14 protein-coding genes are annotated in these 16,148 nt (G+C 39.1%); 8 read left to right on the forward strand and 6 right to left on the reverse strand.

Annotated elements, in window-relative coordinates; genetic code table 11:
- Positions 1 to 77 precede the first annotated feature (77 nt).
- Positions 78 to 629, reverse strand: a complete 552-nt coding sequence (cudC, locus tag FN924_RS02660; RefSeq protein ID WP_143891941.1) for a choline uptake/conversion transcriptional regulator CudC — start codon at positions 627 to 629, stop codon at positions 78 to 80.
- A 284-nt stretch (positions 630 to 913) separates the two neighbouring features.
- On the opposite strand from cudC, the gene betB reads away from it, so the two are divergent.
- The 8 genes from betB (at position 914) to FN924_RS02700 (ending at position 12,286) form a co-directional block, all read left to right on the forward strand.
- Positions 914 to 2,386 (forward strand): betaine-aldehyde dehydrogenase, encoded by a 1,473-nt coding sequence (gene betB, locus FN924_RS02665; protein ID WP_143891942.1) that lies wholly within the window; start codon positions 914 to 916, stop codon positions 2,384 to 2,386.
- A gap of 86 nt (positions 2,387 to 2,472) precedes the next feature.
- Positions 2,473 to 2,769 carry a hypothetical protein gene (locus FN924_RS19055; protein ID WP_194709683.1) on the forward strand — a complete coding sequence of 99 codons (297 nt, stop codon included), beginning with the start codon at positions 2,473 to 2,475 and terminating at the stop codon, positions 2,767 to 2,769.
- On the forward strand, positions 2,741 to 3,229 hold the full coding sequence (locus FN924_RS02675) for a chemotaxis protein CheW (protein WP_143891943.1): 489 nt from the start codon (positions 2,741 to 2,743) through the stop codon (positions 3,227 to 3,229). The genes FN924_RS19055 and FN924_RS02675 overlap by 29 nt, the downstream gene beginning before the upstream one ends.
- Positions 3,230 to 3,263: 34 nt before the next feature.
- Complete coding sequence (locus FN924_RS02680) at positions 3,264 to 4,958, forward strand: methyl-accepting chemotaxis protein (protein WP_143891944.1); 1,695 nt, start codon at positions 3,264 to 3,266, stop codon at positions 4,956 to 4,958.
- Positions 4,959 to 5,510: 552 nt separating this feature from the next.
- Positions 5,511 to 7,418: a beta-glucoside-specific PTS transporter subunit IIABC gene (locus tag FN924_RS02685; RefSeq protein ID WP_143891945.1), complete on the forward strand. Its 1,908-nt coding sequence runs from the start codon at positions 5,511 to 5,513 to the stop codon at positions 7,416 to 7,418.
- A 315-nt stretch (positions 7,419 to 7,733) separates the two neighbouring features.
- Positions 7,734 to 8,591 carry a BglG family transcription antiterminator LicT gene (gene licT / locus FN924_RS02690; RefSeq protein WP_143891946.1) on the forward strand — a complete coding sequence of 286 codons (858 nt, stop codon included), beginning with the start codon at positions 7,734 to 7,736 and terminating at the stop codon, positions 8,589 to 8,591.
- 155 nt (positions 8,592 to 8,746) lie between these two features.
- Positions 8,747 to 10,600 carry a beta-glucoside-specific PTS transporter subunit IIABC gene (locus tag FN924_RS02695; protein ID WP_143891947.1) on the forward strand — a complete coding sequence of 618 codons (1,854 nt, stop codon included), beginning with the start codon at positions 8,747 to 8,749 and terminating at the stop codon, positions 10,598 to 10,600.
- A gap of 249 nt (positions 10,601 to 10,849) precedes the next feature.
- Positions 10,850 to 12,286, forward strand: a complete 1,437-nt coding sequence (locus FN924_RS02700; protein WP_143891948.1) for a glycoside hydrolase family 1 protein — start codon at positions 10,850 to 10,852, stop codon at positions 12,284 to 12,286.
- Between the two features lie 155 nt (positions 12,287 to 12,441).
- Here FN924_RS02700 and FN924_RS02705 read toward each other — a convergent pair whose 3' ends face one another.
- The 5 genes from FN924_RS02705 to FN924_RS02725 all read right to left on the reverse strand — a co-directional run bounded on the left by FN924_RS02705 (position 12,442) and on the right by FN924_RS02725 (position 16,112).
- Positions 12,442 to 13,191 (reverse strand): ABC transporter permease, encoded by a 750-nt coding sequence (locus FN924_RS02705; protein ID WP_143891949.1) that lies wholly within the window; start codon positions 13,189 to 13,191, stop codon positions 12,442 to 12,444.
- Positions 13,192 to 13,956 carry an ABC transporter ATP-binding protein gene (locus tag FN924_RS02710; RefSeq protein ID WP_143891950.1) on the reverse strand — a complete coding sequence of 255 codons (765 nt, stop codon included), beginning with the start codon at positions 13,954 to 13,956 and terminating at the stop codon, positions 13,192 to 13,194.
- A 268-nt stretch (positions 13,957 to 14,224) separates the two neighbouring features.
- Positions 14,225 to 14,563, reverse strand: a complete 339-nt coding sequence (locus tag FN924_RS02715) for a DUF1048 domain-containing protein (protein ID WP_143891951.1) — start codon at positions 14,561 to 14,563, stop codon at positions 14,225 to 14,227.
- Between the two features lies 1 nt (position 14,564).
- Positions 14,565 to 14,903, reverse strand: a complete 339-nt coding sequence (locus FN924_RS02720) for a PadR family transcriptional regulator (RefSeq protein ID WP_143891952.1) — start codon at positions 14,901 to 14,903, stop codon at positions 14,565 to 14,567.
- A 309-nt stretch (positions 14,904 to 15,212) separates the two neighbouring features.
- A complete protein-coding gene (locus FN924_RS02725) occupies positions 15,213 to 16,112 on the reverse strand; it encodes a helix-turn-helix domain-containing protein (RefSeq protein WP_228409537.1) in 900 nt (299 codons plus the stop codon).
- Between the last annotated feature and the right edge of the window lie 36 nt (positions 16,113 to 16,148).

The following is a 16,148-nucleotide window of genomic DNA, read 5'->3' on the forward strand; positions in this document are numbered from 1 at the left end:
TGGAAGAGATAAAGTAATATATATTGATGAGATAGTCTATAAGTGTCTATCGATAGACTATCTCATAGTTTCTAGCATTATTCGTGTTTATCTTTAGGTAGAAATTCAAATATCTTCCCACTTCTAATACTTGCAACTAAGTCCTCTAACCAGTGATAGTAAGTTTTGGACTCTTCTAATTGATCGTAGTATTTTTTGGCCTCTGCCACGATGTCTGGTGTGCTAGAGGAATCTTTTATCACATCTAGCAAATCTTCCTGCGCTTCTTCTACGGCTTCCAAGTTCATTTTCACTTCTCGCTCCCACATTTGACAATAAAACGCCATAAAGGACCGGAAGAAATTTTTCTCTGCCGTATAGGTATGCTTCCTAGAGCCACGAGTAAAGGTTTTTTTTACCATCTCTATTTCTTGCAGTCTACGGACACTAGTACTCATGCTAGGTTTACTCATTTCAAGCTCTGTGCGCATTTCATCGAGTGTCATTTGGTCTTTAAAGTACATGGTTGCGTATAAGTTGCCAGCAGCAGGTGTTACTCCGTATAGGTCCATCGTTTCTGCGATGGCGCCAATGACTTTATCCTTGGCTTCTTCTATTTTCTTTTTGGATTTTTCCGTAGATTCACTCATCGAGTCGCTCCTTTAAAATAAAGCGTGTTAAATATTTATTGAATATTATTTACAAAGTTTATGATAACGTGTTCAGATTAAATGTCAAATGATAACTAGTATTTTTGCCATCAAAAAATGCTCTCTAACATAGAAGCATCAACTGTTTGTCTTTGATTCTATTCTTTCTGATTTTACCTGTTATCGATATCTTTGACAGCCTTTAGAAGACATGTTACGATCTTTAAAAGATTAAATAAATTTTTAACAAACTTAATTTAAATAAAAAACTGGAGCTGATCAATTTGAGTCTAAAAAACCAACAATACATAAATGGAAAATGGGTGGATTCGATTTCAGGGGAAACGCGCGAAATTATAAACCCATTTAACCAGGAAGTCATTGCAACTGTTCCAGAAGGGGATGAAGCAGACGCAAAAGCTGCAATTGCTGCAGCAAGAGATGCTTTTGATAAGGGGGAATGGTCTTCTACACCAGCGACAGAGCGTGGAGCAATCGTTCGAACAATTGCCGAGTTCATAGAAAGAGATAAAGAAGAGCTTGCTAGACTGGAATCATTAGATACTGGTAAAACAGTAGAAGAAAGCCGTGGAGACATGGACGATATCGCAGGCGTATTTCGTTATTATGCCGAGCTTGCAGATAAAATGGGTGGAGAACTGATTGATTCCCCTGTTCCAAACTCAGTGAGCAAGGTTGTTCACGAGCCAGTTGGAGTGTGTGGGCAAATTACACCGTGGAATTATCCGTTACTTCAAGCGTCTTGGAAGCTAGCACCAGCGCTTGCGACAGGAAATACGTTAATTATGAAGCCGAGTGAAATCACACCACTTACGACAATCAAGGTGTTCGAGCTAATGGAGGAAGCGGGAGTACCTGCTGGGGTGGCAAATCTAGTGCTTGGTGCTGGCCATACCGTTGGTGCAGAGCTATCTAGTAATGTGGATGTGGATCTTATTTCGTTTACTGGTGGAATTGTGACCGGAAAGAAAATTATGCAAGCTGCAAGCGTGAACGTGAAGAAGCTTGCACTTGAATTAGGTGGCAAAAATCCGAATATTATTTTTGCGGATGCCGATTTTGACACAGCTGTAGATCAAGCCTTAAACGGTGTATTTTTCCATGCAGGTCAAATTTGCTCCGCTGGTACAAGACTCATTGTAGAAGAGAGCATCCACGATCAATTTGTCGATGCACTAGTGGAGCGCGTGAAGAAGTTTAAACTAGGAAGCGGATTTGATGAAGCTACACAGATGGGTCCACTAATTTCCGCTGAGCATCTTGCGAAGGTAGAAAAGTATGTAGAAGCAGGGGTCAAAGAAGGAGCTACGTTAGCTGTTGGTGGTCGTCGCCCCGAGGAGCCAGAGCTACAAAAAGGCTTCTTCTACTTACCAACCATTTTCACGAATTGTACAACAGACATGACGATCGTGCAAGAGGAGGCGTTTGGTCCTGTTATTACGGTGGAAACATTCCGTTCGGAAGAGGAAGCAGTGAAGCTAGCAAACGACTCAATCTACGGACTGGCTGGTGGTGTCTGGACAAACGATATCGTAAAAGCGGAACGCTGTGTTGCGAAGATGCGCATGGGTACGGTTTGGATTAACGATTTCAATCTTTATTTCCCTCATGCACCTTGGGGTGGCTTTAAGCAGTCTGGTATTGGACGTGAATTAGGAAGACTAGGGATTGAAGAATATACGGAGACCAAGCATATATTCCATAATCTGAAGCCAGAACCGATTCATTGGTTCTAGATAATCATGAAGCGTTGACTTGAAAATGAATAGAGTTAAGAGGAAGTCGGGACAGATGTTCCGGCTTTTTTTATTTTTGTGAGATTATGGCACATAAGGCAGAGCATGGAGACAAAACAGAAGAAGATTACCGAACAGACGTAGACCATATTGTAATAGAGGAAGATACAGTAACATTCATTGAAAATGGTGTACGATTTATATTTAAGCTTGCTGAAGCAGATTCTGTAAGTGTTTTCTTATATTTTGTGCTGTTAATTCTTTCACAAATGTGGTACTATCATAAAGTTGTTTTTCGACATTTTATTTTAATTTTCGACAATAAATTACATAAGGCATCGGAGGTAGTACTTAATGGAGCAACAGGTCATTATAAAGATTAATGAAGTAGAATTTGGTATTCCAGTCAGTCAAGTGATTTCTATTGAAAAGACAGTTGAACTAACCCCAATACCAAATACTCCTAGTTATATGCTGGGAATTGTTGATATTAGAGAACAGGTCTTACCTGTGTTGGATTTAAATATGCTCTTATTTAATAAACAAGTAAATCAAGATGATAATACGCGGCTAATCATTGTAAAATCCGTCCATCAAACGATAGTTTTGATGGTTGAAGAGGCGAAAGAAATAACGGTTATTTATGAAGAGGATATCCAATCTCTACAAAACCAAAGTTTGAAACAGAGCTTTATAGCAGGTCTCGCAAAAGTAAATGAAAAACTAATTTCTTTACTAAATGTAGATGACCTTATGGGGAATTTAACTAGTATGGATTTAATCCAAGACTATGTTCGTCAAAGCATTCATGGACAAAATGAATCATCGAAACAGCAAAATTAAATAAATAAAACATAATGAAAAGAGGAATTACAGCATGAATCTATCCATTAAACAGAAATTAATTGGAAGTTTTCTTATCGTTTCTATCATTTTTGGAATAGCATCTTTCATATCTTATAACGATACGAAGGAATCAAATGAATCATACGAATATGTGGTTGAAACAGTTGCGGAATTAAGATCTATCATCCAATCTATTCAAACTGATGCAGCCTTGCAAACTGGTTATTATCGTGCATTTATGCTATATGAAGATAGTGGGCACAATAGAGATTTAATGAATGAAGCGAATGATAGAATTAGTAAGTCTATTGCTAAAGCGAAAGAATTGTCTACTTTACAGGAAACGGTTGACCGCCTAAATAACATTCAACAAGCAAATGATGAGTTTAGAGAAATTGCCAACCAAGTTATGGATGAAAGTAATACGGATAAAGAGCAAGCAATCGAAGATGGATTAGAATTAATTGTTCCAATCAGTAATCAGTTGACGGAGGATACTCTGTCTATGCATGATTGGTTAAAGAATGATATTTTACAAGTAAGATTTAAAGAAACACAAGAGAAATCAGATGCAGCTAGCAGCACCTTGTTACTACTAAGTATCATTGCAGTTCTATTAGCAATCGGTAGTGGTGTGGTGATTTCTATTCTTATCTCGAAACCAATTGTTAAATTAGGGAACATAGCAAAACAAGTAGCATCTGGAGACTTAAAAGCGGAATCGGTAAAAATTAAAAGCAAGGATGAAATTTATTATTTAAATGAATCGTTCGAACAAATGACTAATAATTTGCGAGAAATGATTAGTTCTATTGCGGAAAATTCAAACCAGGTAGCAGCTTCTTCTGAACAATTAAACGCAAGTGCTGAACAATCTACTACAGCTACACAAACAGTTGCATCATCTATTCAAGAGATTGCAAGCGGAGCAGAAGAAACAACAACCAAATTAGAATACAATACTAATTCCTTAAAAGAAGTTTTACGAGGTGTTTCACACATTTCAGAAAGCTCTGCAAGTGTATCTGAACTTTCCAAACAGACATCGAAAGAAGCAGAAGAAGGAAGTAAATTTGTTGAAAATAACGTAACCCAAATGAAATTTATACATGAATCCGTCGGTCGATCCAACCAAGTCATTTCTTCGTTATCCCATCGTTCTAAAGAAATTGGTACAATCTTGGATGTGATTAGTGATATAGCCGACCAAACGAATTTATTAGCTTTAAATGCAGCGATAGAAGCAGCGAGAGCTGGTGAACATGGAAAAGGGTTTGCTGTAGTCGCTGATGAAGTTCGTAAATTAGCGGAACAGTCCCAAACATCGGCCAAGAGCATTGAGGAATTGATAGCCTTCATTCAACAAGATACAGATGAGTCCGTCAAAATTATGAATGAAGTAGTAACAAATGCTGAAGAAGGTGTAAAGGTGTCTGAACAAACATCCACCAAATTCGCTCAAATCCTAGATAGCACAAAAAACATTACACCTCAAATTGAGCAAGTTACAGCAACTGTTCAACAGATAACCGCAAGTATTGATGACGTTACAAATTCAGCTATAGAAGTTTCTGAATTAGCTCAGACTAATGCTGCTAGTTCAGAGGAGGTAGCAGCATCAACGGAGGAACAACTTGCTTCTATGCAAGAAATTGATGCTTCTGCTCAATCTTTAGCACAGATGGCAGAAGAATTGAAAATAATGGTAAGTAAATTTAAATATTAAATAGAGGGGCTGGGACATAACGAAAAGGATAAGCCGAAAAGCCGAACAACAGCCTATACTAGCTCCGGAAATATACGTAGACTCCGGTGGGAGGAAAGGCATCGGTGAGACCCCGCAGTGCGTCAGCACGAGGAGGCTCACCAGCCGCCCACGGAAAGCGTCGTATATTTCCGGAGCGGGGTATAGGCACTATTTATAATTGTTCGTTTTTTCATTGCTTCCTATACTTTTGTCTCAACCTTTGTATAAAGTTGAGTAACGTTGTTTACTATATTTTGTATTATTGCTAGAGCATGAATTCTTGTAAAAACACAGGTTTAGTGACGAATTTAAACAGAACATGTTACTGAAGATAAAAATAAAACTTGAAACCGTTTTATCAACATGCTATAATTTCTCCTGAATTAAATAGTACATATAGGAATGTTACCAATTATGGGCATAACCTGAATGGATAGTACGCACTTTGTGCGAATTCTATCCGTTCAGGTTTTTTTATTGCCCTAACGTAAATTCCTAACATAAAAATCATAAGGAAAGAGGGGCAACGTGATGAAATACGAGCAATTAGCCAAAGACATCATTGAAAATGTCGGCGGAAAAGAAAACGTTAACAGTGTCGTGCATTGTATTACTCGGTTACGCTTTAAATTAAAAGACGAAAGTAAAGCAAACACAGACGTATTGAAAAATATGGATGGTGTCGTAACGGTAATGAAAAGTGGTGGACAATATCAAGTGGTTATTGGAAACCATGTAGCAGATGTCTATAAAGATGTCATAGAGATTGGTGGATTCCAAGCAGCTTCTCAGGATGGAGCGGAAGAGGATTCTTCGGATCAAAACCTATTCAACAAATTTATTGATATCATCGCTAGCATCTTTACTCCAGTTTTAGGTGTATTAGCCGCGACTGGTATGATTAAAGGGTTTAACGCACTATTTTTATCTGTAGGTTGGTTAACAGAAGCGTCCGGGACGTACCAAATTCTTAATGCGGTTGGGGACTCGTTATTTTATTACTTCCCAGTCTTCTTAGGGTATACAGCGATTAAAAAGTTCGGTGGTTCTCCGTTTATCGGGATGGCCATTGGTGCGGCATTAGTGTATCCAGACATTGTAGGTGTATCGGCAGGGGATCCGCTTTATACCATATTTTCAGGTACTGTATTTGAATCAGCTATTCATATTGAATTTTTAGGGATTCCAGTCATTTTAATGACGTATTCTTCATCGGTTATACCGATTATTTTAGCAGCATACTTTGCTTCCAAAGTAGAGAAGTTCTTTAAACGTACGATTCCTGATGTCGTTAAGACATTCTTAGTTCCATTTGCAACATTATTAGTAGTTGTGCCATTAACGTTCCTTATCATCGGTCCAGTCGCAACTTGGGCAGGGAACTTAGTAGGGCTAGGGGTGAACGCTGCCTTTAACCTAAGTCCAGTAATTGCAGGTATTATTATTGGTGGTTTCTGGCAAGTGTTCGTTATCTTCGGTTTACACTGGGGTCTTGTACCACTTGCAATTAATAACTTATCTACACAAGGCTATGACCCAATCCTAGCGATGATGTTCGCAGCATCCTTTGCGCAAACAGGTGCCGTGTTAGGAGTATGGTTGAAAACAAGAGAACAAAAAACCAAGCAGCTTAGTATTCCGGCGTTCATCTCTGGTATCTTTGGTGTAACAGAGCCGGCAATTTACGGGATTACACTACCTAAGAAAAAACCATTTATCATTAGCTGTATTGCAGCCGCAGTTGGTGGTGCAATATTAGGATTAGCAGGTACAAAAGGGTACATCATCGGTGGATTAGGAATCTTCGGTATTCCTTCATATATTGGTCCAGAAGGAATGGATACAGGATTCTGGGGTATGATTATTTCCATCGTAGTAGCATTCATCCTAGGCTTTGTTTTAACATACCTATTTGGTTTAAAACGAGACGAGGAAGCGGCAGCACCAACTACGGTTTCACAAAAAACAGAAGCTGTGGAAGTGAAAACAGAAGAGATAACATCTCCATTGACTGGTGAAGTGAAAGCATTAGCGGAGATTAAAGATGAAACCTTTGCATCAGGCTTGTTAGGAAAAGGGGTAGCCATTGAACCAACAGAGGGTAAAGTCGTTGCGCCGACTTCTGGTACTATTTCTGCACTATTCCCAACGAATCATGCGATTGGTATTACAACGGATCACGGTGCTGAGCTATTAATCCATGTCGGGATGGATACGGTCAACTTAGAAGGGAAACACTTCACGGCTCACGTCACGCAAGGGGACCGCATCGATGTTGGTCAATTACTAGTAGAATTCGATGTAGAAAAGATCAAAGAAGCTGGATATATTTTGACAACGCCAGTTATTGTGACTAACCATGCAAATTATGGTTCGTTATCAACAACAGAAGAAAAAGACGTAAAAGTGAATGATTTGTTAATCACTTTAGATAAATAAACGCAAACGGTTGAGTATTCTAGATGAAATAGCCTCCAATTTGGGGGCTATTTGTATGAGGAAAAAGCCCTAGGTCATTGACAGTATTCTTTAAGCATGGTATAAAAGGATAAAGAAGGTAACCGTTTACAATTATATAGTTGGATTGTTACTGTTAGGCAGGCAAAACCTAAATTTGTAGAAGAATATTTCATTTTTTCGATATTCTTTATACTGATTTGGGTTTTTTTATTTTTTCATTATAAAATAGAAAGAGTTCGGACAATGCTAAAGTATTTCTATAGGTATAAATCTTTTTAAACAAGGGCTGATTACATGGAAATCAAAAAAGTGTTTAATAATAACGTCGTGTTGACGGAAAATGATCGGCAACAAGAAATGGTAGTAATGGGGAAAGGATTAGCGTTTCAGAAGAAAGTCGGAGAGCCTGTTGATGTGGAAAAGGTTGAGAAAAAGTTTATCTTAGAGGATCAGGGCCTGTCTGAAAAGCTAGCTGATTTACTTGTGGATACGCCAGAAGAGTATCTAGAGCTTTCGCACCGTATTTTGGATTATGCCAAGTCGCAATTATCGTATAAATTAGATGATTATCTGTATGTTGCGTTGACAGATCACTTGCATTTTGCCGTTAGTAGACAAAAAGAAGGAATCGAACTCAAGAATCCACTCGTCTGGGAAATAAGAAAATATTATAAAGATGAATTTCGTGTTGCCCTTAATGCCCTGGATATTATAGAAGAAGAGACAGGGGTTCGATTTCCGGAGGATGAAGCAGGTTTAATAGCCCTTCACCTCGTAAATAGTCAGTTAACAGGTGACAATATGGACGCTGCGATCCAAGTCACGAAAATGGTAGATAGTATCCTAAGTATTGTAAAATATCACTTTCATATGAAACTCGATGAAAACTCTATTAATTATGAACGGTTTCTTACACACCTTCGTTTCTTTGCAATGCGTTTCGTTCGGAAAGAAATCGAACGGGAAAGTCAGACAGATGAGTTTTTATTTGAGCAGGTTAAAAAGAAATACAAGCAAGCATATCTTTGTAGTGAAAAGATTGCTAAATATGTGGCGAAGACATATAATTGGGACATTTCATCCGATGAAAAAATTTATTTAACGCTGCATATCCATCGTGTTACACACCGTCAAGAGTGGACTAATAAATAATTGTTATCTTTTTATATCATGTAGAAACTAAATTGGCTGTTCTGTACAGAAGCTTAATGGCGTACAGAGTAGATCAGTTTAGTTTTTTATCGTATACAGTGACAATTTGATAGGACATCACTAAAATAAAAGCAGGATTTAAAGGAGGCTTGGCAATGGATTACGAACAGCTTGCCAAAGACATTGTGAGCCATGTTGGAGGCGAAGACAATATTATTTCCCTAAGCCATTGTACAACAAGGCTAAGATTCAAACTCAAGAATAACGATCTAATTCATAAAGTGGACATCACGAAGCTACCTGGTGTGATTCAGGTGATGTTTATAGCGGGTCAATTTCAGATAGTAGTGGGAACGGAAGTCAATGATTTGTATCGGGAAATGTTAAAGCTAACAAAGTTAGAAGGTCATGCTTCTCAAAAATCAAAAAGCGATGAGAAAGAATCTTTATTAAATAAAGCGGTTGATCTTATTTCGGGTATATTCACTCCTTTATTAGGTGCGATGGCTGGTGCTGGTATTTTAAAAGGATGCTTAATCCTCGCAGTGTCTTTAGGGATGTTAACAGAAGCGGATGGAGCGTATGTTATTTTGCATGCGGCAGCAGATAGCCTGTTTTACTTTTTGCCAATCCATCTTGCTTTTACAGCAGCTCGGAAGTTTGAAGCGGAGCCGCACGTTGCGGTTGCCATCGCTGGAGCCTTGTTTTATCCAGATATCGTAGACGCGTATAATCTGGAATTAGATATGTCATTCTTCGGGATTCCGGTTGTTTTAATGAAATATGCAACCTCGGTTATTCCTATTATTCTTGCGATTTATGTGACGTCCAAGTTAGAGCTTGTGCTGAATAACCTGTATCCAAAAACGATAAAAAGATTTTTTACTCCACTTACATTACTTGCGATTATGGTGCCTTTGACACTCCTCGTATTTGGACCAATTGGAAATACCGCTAGTGAGTGGCTCGGAGTTGGCTATTCTTATGTGTATGATAGTAGTGCATTAGTTGCAGGAGCATTGTCCGGATTCTTCTGGCAGGTATTGGTTATTTTTGGAATTCACTGGGGAATTGTTCCGATTACATTAAATAATTTAAGTCAGTTTGGTCAAGATACGTTTACAGCTATGATTACGCCCGCCATCCTTGCGCAAGCAGGTGCAGCCTTAGGAGTTTGGCTTAAAACGAAGCAAAAAAGGGTGAAGGCCATTGCAGCGCCCGCAACAATCGCAGGGTTGTTCGGTGTAACAGAGCCGGCTATTTATGGGATTACGTTACGATTTAAAAAGCCTTTTTTTATTGCCTGTATGGCGGGAGCAATAGGGGGAGCGATAGTGGGGGTTTCAGGTGCTTCCTCGAAATCAGTAGGCTTGCCTGGCATCACGACCTTACCTGTATTTTTTGGGGAAGGATTCGTGTTATTTTTGTTTGGCGTTTTTATTGCCTTTTTCCTTGCTATGATCGGTACATATTTTTTTGGCTTAGAAGAACAAATCGAACATGACATGGTTGTGGAAATGGAAGACCACTCTGAAACCGTAAATAAGCAAGTGGATGACTCCATTGTGTTGAGTCCATTAACTGGAGCGGTTATTAGCCTAGAATATGTCAACGATGATGTGTTTTCCTCGGAAGCGGTTGGGCCGGGAGTCGCCATTATCCCGATTGAAGGATACTTGCATGCTCCGTTTAGTGGAACCGTAACCTCTGTTTTTCCTACGAATCACGGGATTGGCCTAACTTCTGATGCAGGCATAGAGGTATTAATCCATATTGGGATTGATACCGTACAGCTAGAAGGAAAGTTTTTCGATATGAAGGTAAAGCATGGAGATAGAGTGGAGCATGGGCAAATTCTAGGACTGTTTGATATCGAGGGGATAACAGGAGAAGGGTTTGATGTTACATCGCCAGTCGTCATAACGAACGCATACGAGTACTTAGACGTAATGAGTGGGGATGAGGAGAACACTACGATAGGCGATCGTTTGCTTACCGTCATCAAGTAATCACTTTGGAAAAGAGGAATAGACCTAAGTAGAAAACCTTTACATTTCACGGGTGGAATGCTATATTAGAGTCGTAAATTAAATATAACTTATGGATTGTTACTGATGAGCAGGCAAAACCTAAGTTGCTTAGAAAAGGAAGAGGAATCTTCTGTTTTTCAAGCAATTTAGGTTTTTTTATTGGTAATAGTCTGTTACTCTCTTTCATAAAAGAGAAGATTCATACATTATTCGTTGAGGTGATGACAAATGGCAGTAAAATTTCCAGAAGGTTTTCTATGGGGTGGCGCAACGGCTGCGAACCAACTAGAAGGTGCTTACCAAGAAGGTGGAAAAGGGCTTAACTTAGCAGATGTATTACCAGGTGGGAAAGAAAATCGGTTAGGGCTTTTATCATCGACAGGTTTTAATTTTGAAATCGACCAATCCAAATATCATTATCCGAACCATGAAGGTATTGACTTCTATCACCGTTATAAAGAAGATATTGCTTTATTTGCCGAGATGGGCTTCAAAACGTTCCGTATGAGTATTGCATGGTCTCGTATCTTCCCGAATGGCGATGAGCTAGAGCCGAACGAAGAAGGATTAGCATTTTATGATCGTGTATTTGACGAACTAGCAAAACATAATATCGAGCCACTTGTTACCATCGCGCACTATGAAACACCACTTCATTTAATCAAAGAATATGGTGGTTGGAGAAACCGTAAATTAGTAGAATTTTTTGAGCGCTATGTAACTGTTCTATTCAATCGTTACAAAGGGAAAGTGAAGTATTGGTTAACGTTTAATGAAATTAATGGTGCTACTCATATGCCATTATTCGGGCTTGGCTTCTCCCCTGAAAAAGAAGAAACGCGTCTTCAAGACAGCTTCCAAGGCCTTCATCACCAATTTGTTGCGAGTGCTAAAGCTGTCCAACTAGCGCATGAAATCATGCCAGATTCTCAGGTTGGCTGTATGTTGATCTATGCACCTGTCTATTCCTTTGATAGTAACCCTGAAAATGTATTATATGCACAAGAGGAAGCACGTATTTTCAATAATTTCTGTGGGGACGTACAAGTTCGCGGCGAATACCCAAGCTTCATCGATCGTTATTTCAGAGAAAATAACATTAATATCGAAATGGAAGATGGAGATTTGGAGTTAATTAAACAAGGGACCGTTGATTTCATTTCATTCAGTTACTACATGTCACGTACAGATAAAAAGACTAAAACGCCTGAAGAAATTGGTCAAGGTAACTTAATTGGTGGCGTGAAAAATCCATTTTTAAAAGCGAGTGATTGGGGTTGGGAAATCGACCCAATTGGTCTTCGTATCGCTTTAAATGAACTGTATGGTCGCTACCAAGTTCCTTTATTCGTTGTAGAAAACGGGTTAGGTGCGTACGATAAAGTAGAAGAAGATGGCAGCATTAACGATGATTATCGTATCAATTATTTAAGAGAACACATCAAAGCAATGGGCGAAGCTGTGGATGATGGTGTGGAATTAATGGGCTACACAGCTTGGGGATGTATTGACTTAGTAAGTGCGTCCTCTGGTGAAATGTCTAAACGCTACGGATTTATTTATGTAGATAGGCATGATGATGGTAGTGGATCACTAGAGCGTAGTAGAAAGAAATCCTTCTTCTGGTACAAAAATGTGATTGCTACAAATGGAGAAGAACTTTAAGAGTCTATAAGTTTAGGAAAGCGTTCCCTGCTAGGGAACGCTTTTTTGCTGTATTTATATATGGAAAACGAGAATGAAAGAATGGCTATGTGGAAAGTATTAAAATAAAACAAAACCTCTTGTGTTTATATCATGTTTTTAGTATGCAATTGTACTTATCCTAATTGGCGTTTGAAAACTTTACTAGCAATGAAGTAAGAGATAACCATAATACCAATACACCACGAAAGCGCAATCCAGATACCACTTCCAACATTCCCTTCATATAAGAGGGCCCGTATGGAGTTAACGATGGAAGTTACAGGTTGGTTCTCCGCAAATGCACGAACTACTTTAGGCATGGTTTCGGTTGGAACAAATGCGGAACTGATAAATGGTAGAAAAATAAGTGGATACGAGTAGGCAGTTGCACCTTCCATAGATCTAGCTGTTAACCCAGGAATGACCGAAAGCCATGTTAGTGCCAGTGTAAACAATCCTAGTATGCCAGCTACGGCCAACCAATCCAGGAGATCAGCGGTAGAGCGGAAACCCATCAAGAGCGCGACAAGAATAACGATAAGGACAGTAATCGCATTAGAAACAAACGAAGTTAGTACGTGCGCCCATAATACCGATGAGCGTTTGATGGGCATCGTAATAAAGCGTGCCATCAGTCCACTTTTTACATCGTTAAACAACCGTAAGGAAGTGTAGGCGACACCGGATGCGATGGCCATCAACAAGATACCCGGCAATAAATAATTAACGTAGTTATCCGTTCCTGTTTCTATAGCGCCGCCAAATACGTAGACGAATAGTAGCATCATCATAATTGGCGTAATCGCTACCGTAATAATCGTATCCGGACTTCGCATGATATTGCGCATTAAACGCCCTAGTAATACTCCAGTTTTATGTTTCATTTATTTCTCCTCCTTATTGCCGGTGATTTCGAGGAAGATTTCCTCCAGTGTCGGCTGTTTCTCCATGTATTCTACTTTTGTTGGAGGGAACATCTCCTTCAGTTCAGATAAGGTACCAGTGGTGATAATTTTGCCACCATGCAAAATGGCAATACGGTCCGCCAATTGTTCTGCTTCCTCCAGATACTGGGTCGTTAATAATATGGTGGTGCCACCGCCGGCGAGCTCCTTCACGGTATTCCATACTTCAATCCGCGCCTCGGGATCAAGCCCAGTGGTCGGTTCATCAAGAAAAATGACAGCTGGTGTTCCGATAAGACTCATGGCAATATCAAGTCGGCGTTTCATCCCACCGGAATACTGATCTGCCCTACGATTGGCCGCGTTTGTTAGGCTGAATTTTGTAAGTAGATTGTCGGCAACCTGAACGGGATTGGAAACGCCTCGTAATTTGGCAATTAGTATGAGGTTTTCACGCCCGGTGAGCATGCCATCTATAGCTGCGAATTGCCCCGTCAGGCTGATATTTTGTCGCACATGATCCGGTTGACGGTGGACGTCAAAGCCAGAAATACTTGCTTTACCACCATCCGATTTCATCAATGTCGAGAGGATGTTAACCAATGTGGTTTTGCCCGCTCCATTTGAGCCCAGTAGCGCAAATATTTCACCCCGTCTTACTTCAAAATCCACCCCTTTTAATACTTCCTTATCTTTAAAGGACTTCTTTAACCTTTTAACAGAAATCGCTACATTGTTACTCATCATTAATTCCTCCTTCATAAAAGTTCAGCAAGCTACTTTCTCACTTTGAAAATATCATTTTCTCGCACTACTATTTAGTCATACCGATAATCTGTATTACTTACTACTGGTTTAAAAAATAAACCGAATAGGCAGGGGCGCTCCACGCTACTTTCAGACAACTATTCAGTCCGTATATCTATTTGAATTTCCACAAGGAGCAAGCTCTATAATGATTGGGGGTTGCTCCTTGTTTATATGAAAAGAAAACAGCAGAAGCTTCTCATCGTTAGTCACGGTTAATCGTATCATTTAACTTAGCACGATATTTATCATTCCAAGTTTTGGCGTCCTTGACTAATTCGTCGCAAAAAGCGGCAACGTCTTCACCTGTAAGGTCAGTGACCTTTTTGCCTTCTGCAGCACCTTCCTCCAAAAGGTCCAGTATGCCACCAAAGATCCGCTTTATGTCCTTCCAATCAGTGAGACCACCAGAGGTCCACATGTATTTTTGAATAGCTTTGTATGCGTTGAAATACTCACTCGGGAGCTCCTTCGCCCGTGCCTCCATCTCTTTCCATTCTCGTTTATCAGCTAAACTTCCGATGATTTTTTCAATAAAGCTCATATTATCTTCTCCTTTTTAATTCTTTTGTTTTTAATTCGTCCATTTTACTTGAGATGAAACCCCATTTTTCCCAAAAAACCTCTAGTTGCTCTTGACCTGCCTTGTTGAGGGTATAAAATTTCCTCGGAGGTCCCACAGTGGATTTCTTTTTCTCAATGTTCACCAAATTGTGTTTTTCAAGCCGCATGGTAATTGTATAAACGGTCCCTTCCACCACATCGGTAAAACCTAGTTCACGAAGCTGCTGCGTAATTTCATAGCCGTAGGTTTCACCACGACTGATGATTTCAAGCACACATCCCTCTAGAACCCCTTTTAGCATTTCTGTGATATTTTCCAAATCTATCCCCCATTTAATGTGTCACGAAATTCTACGTCATCTGTAACACTGGTATTAAGTAATACTTATTACTGGTATATAGTAACGCAGAATAGCTTAACGTGTCAAGAATGATTTTGTTGAGGTTTTTATATGGAGGGTAATTTGTAAGGAGACTGTTACATAGACGGGTTTATACTGCAGATGGATCCTGGTAAGAAAACTAGCTTGTTTTCGATTTACAGCAAGATTTGGAAGGTCTCTTTACAATTGTGATGGTATCCTTCTTATTAAATAACAAGCTTTTAACCATATTGGAGGTGTCAGACATTAACCAACGTCATCACTGGAGAGTTTTTTAATTGGTACGTGTATATGATAGGGAGAATCAAGGTTATGAATATCTTCAAACACTTGAATAAGTTCAATATCGGATTCCTCTGTTTCTTGTTGTGAAATCTTTAAAAATCTTGCGAAGTCCGTAATGAAAACATCACCTATATCCAGTAGGTCACCATAATATTTAAACTTAGCACAAAAAAATTGTTGGACATCTACTGTGAAATAATTTGGTTGATTGATACTTAGATTTTGTGGAATCCCGACTAGAGCCTTGAACCTAGTGGAGTTTGGCTGGCAATTGGAATAGATGACAAAACAAGAGCTACTGATGGTTTCATCGATGCTGTTGACGAGCATTCTTGAATAAGACCGAATCTTTTCTTTAAAATCACTTTCTGCTAAATCAACTTCGAATGCTATCCCACTGATTTGGGTTGTTTTAAAATTTGTTAGTGTAAAATCGGCGACGATATCTCCATTAATGTTTTTAATTGGTCGTTTAATTACGGGAGGAATGTCTTCCAGGGCAATGGTCTTTCCATTTTTTCTTAAAGTGCTTGGGGAGATGCCATATTTGCTTTTAAAAGCGCGAGTGAAGGATGAAGGAGTTCCAAAGTTAAGCTGATACGCAATTTCAGTTAATGATAAGTTTCCGCTTTGAATGTATTGAACAGATGCATTTAATCTCCTAGATAAAGTGTATTGGTTTAATGAACAACCCATTATTGCAGAAAATAGTCTATGAAAATAGTATTTAGACATATTGAAGGTCTTTGAAACAGATTCCAATGATAACGGTTGTTGCAAATTGTTTTCAATATGCAATAACGATTCTTCAATTACTTTATAATGTTCCATCTCATCACCTAATTTCAAACATATAGTCAACTTCTTGCATCCTTAACTTACTATAAGACGTTTAAT

It is taken from the genome of Radiobacillus deserti, assembly GCF_007301515.1.
GTDB classification, from domain to species: domain Bacteria; phylum Bacillota; class Bacilli; order Bacillales; family Amphibacillaceae; genus Radiobacillus; species Radiobacillus deserti.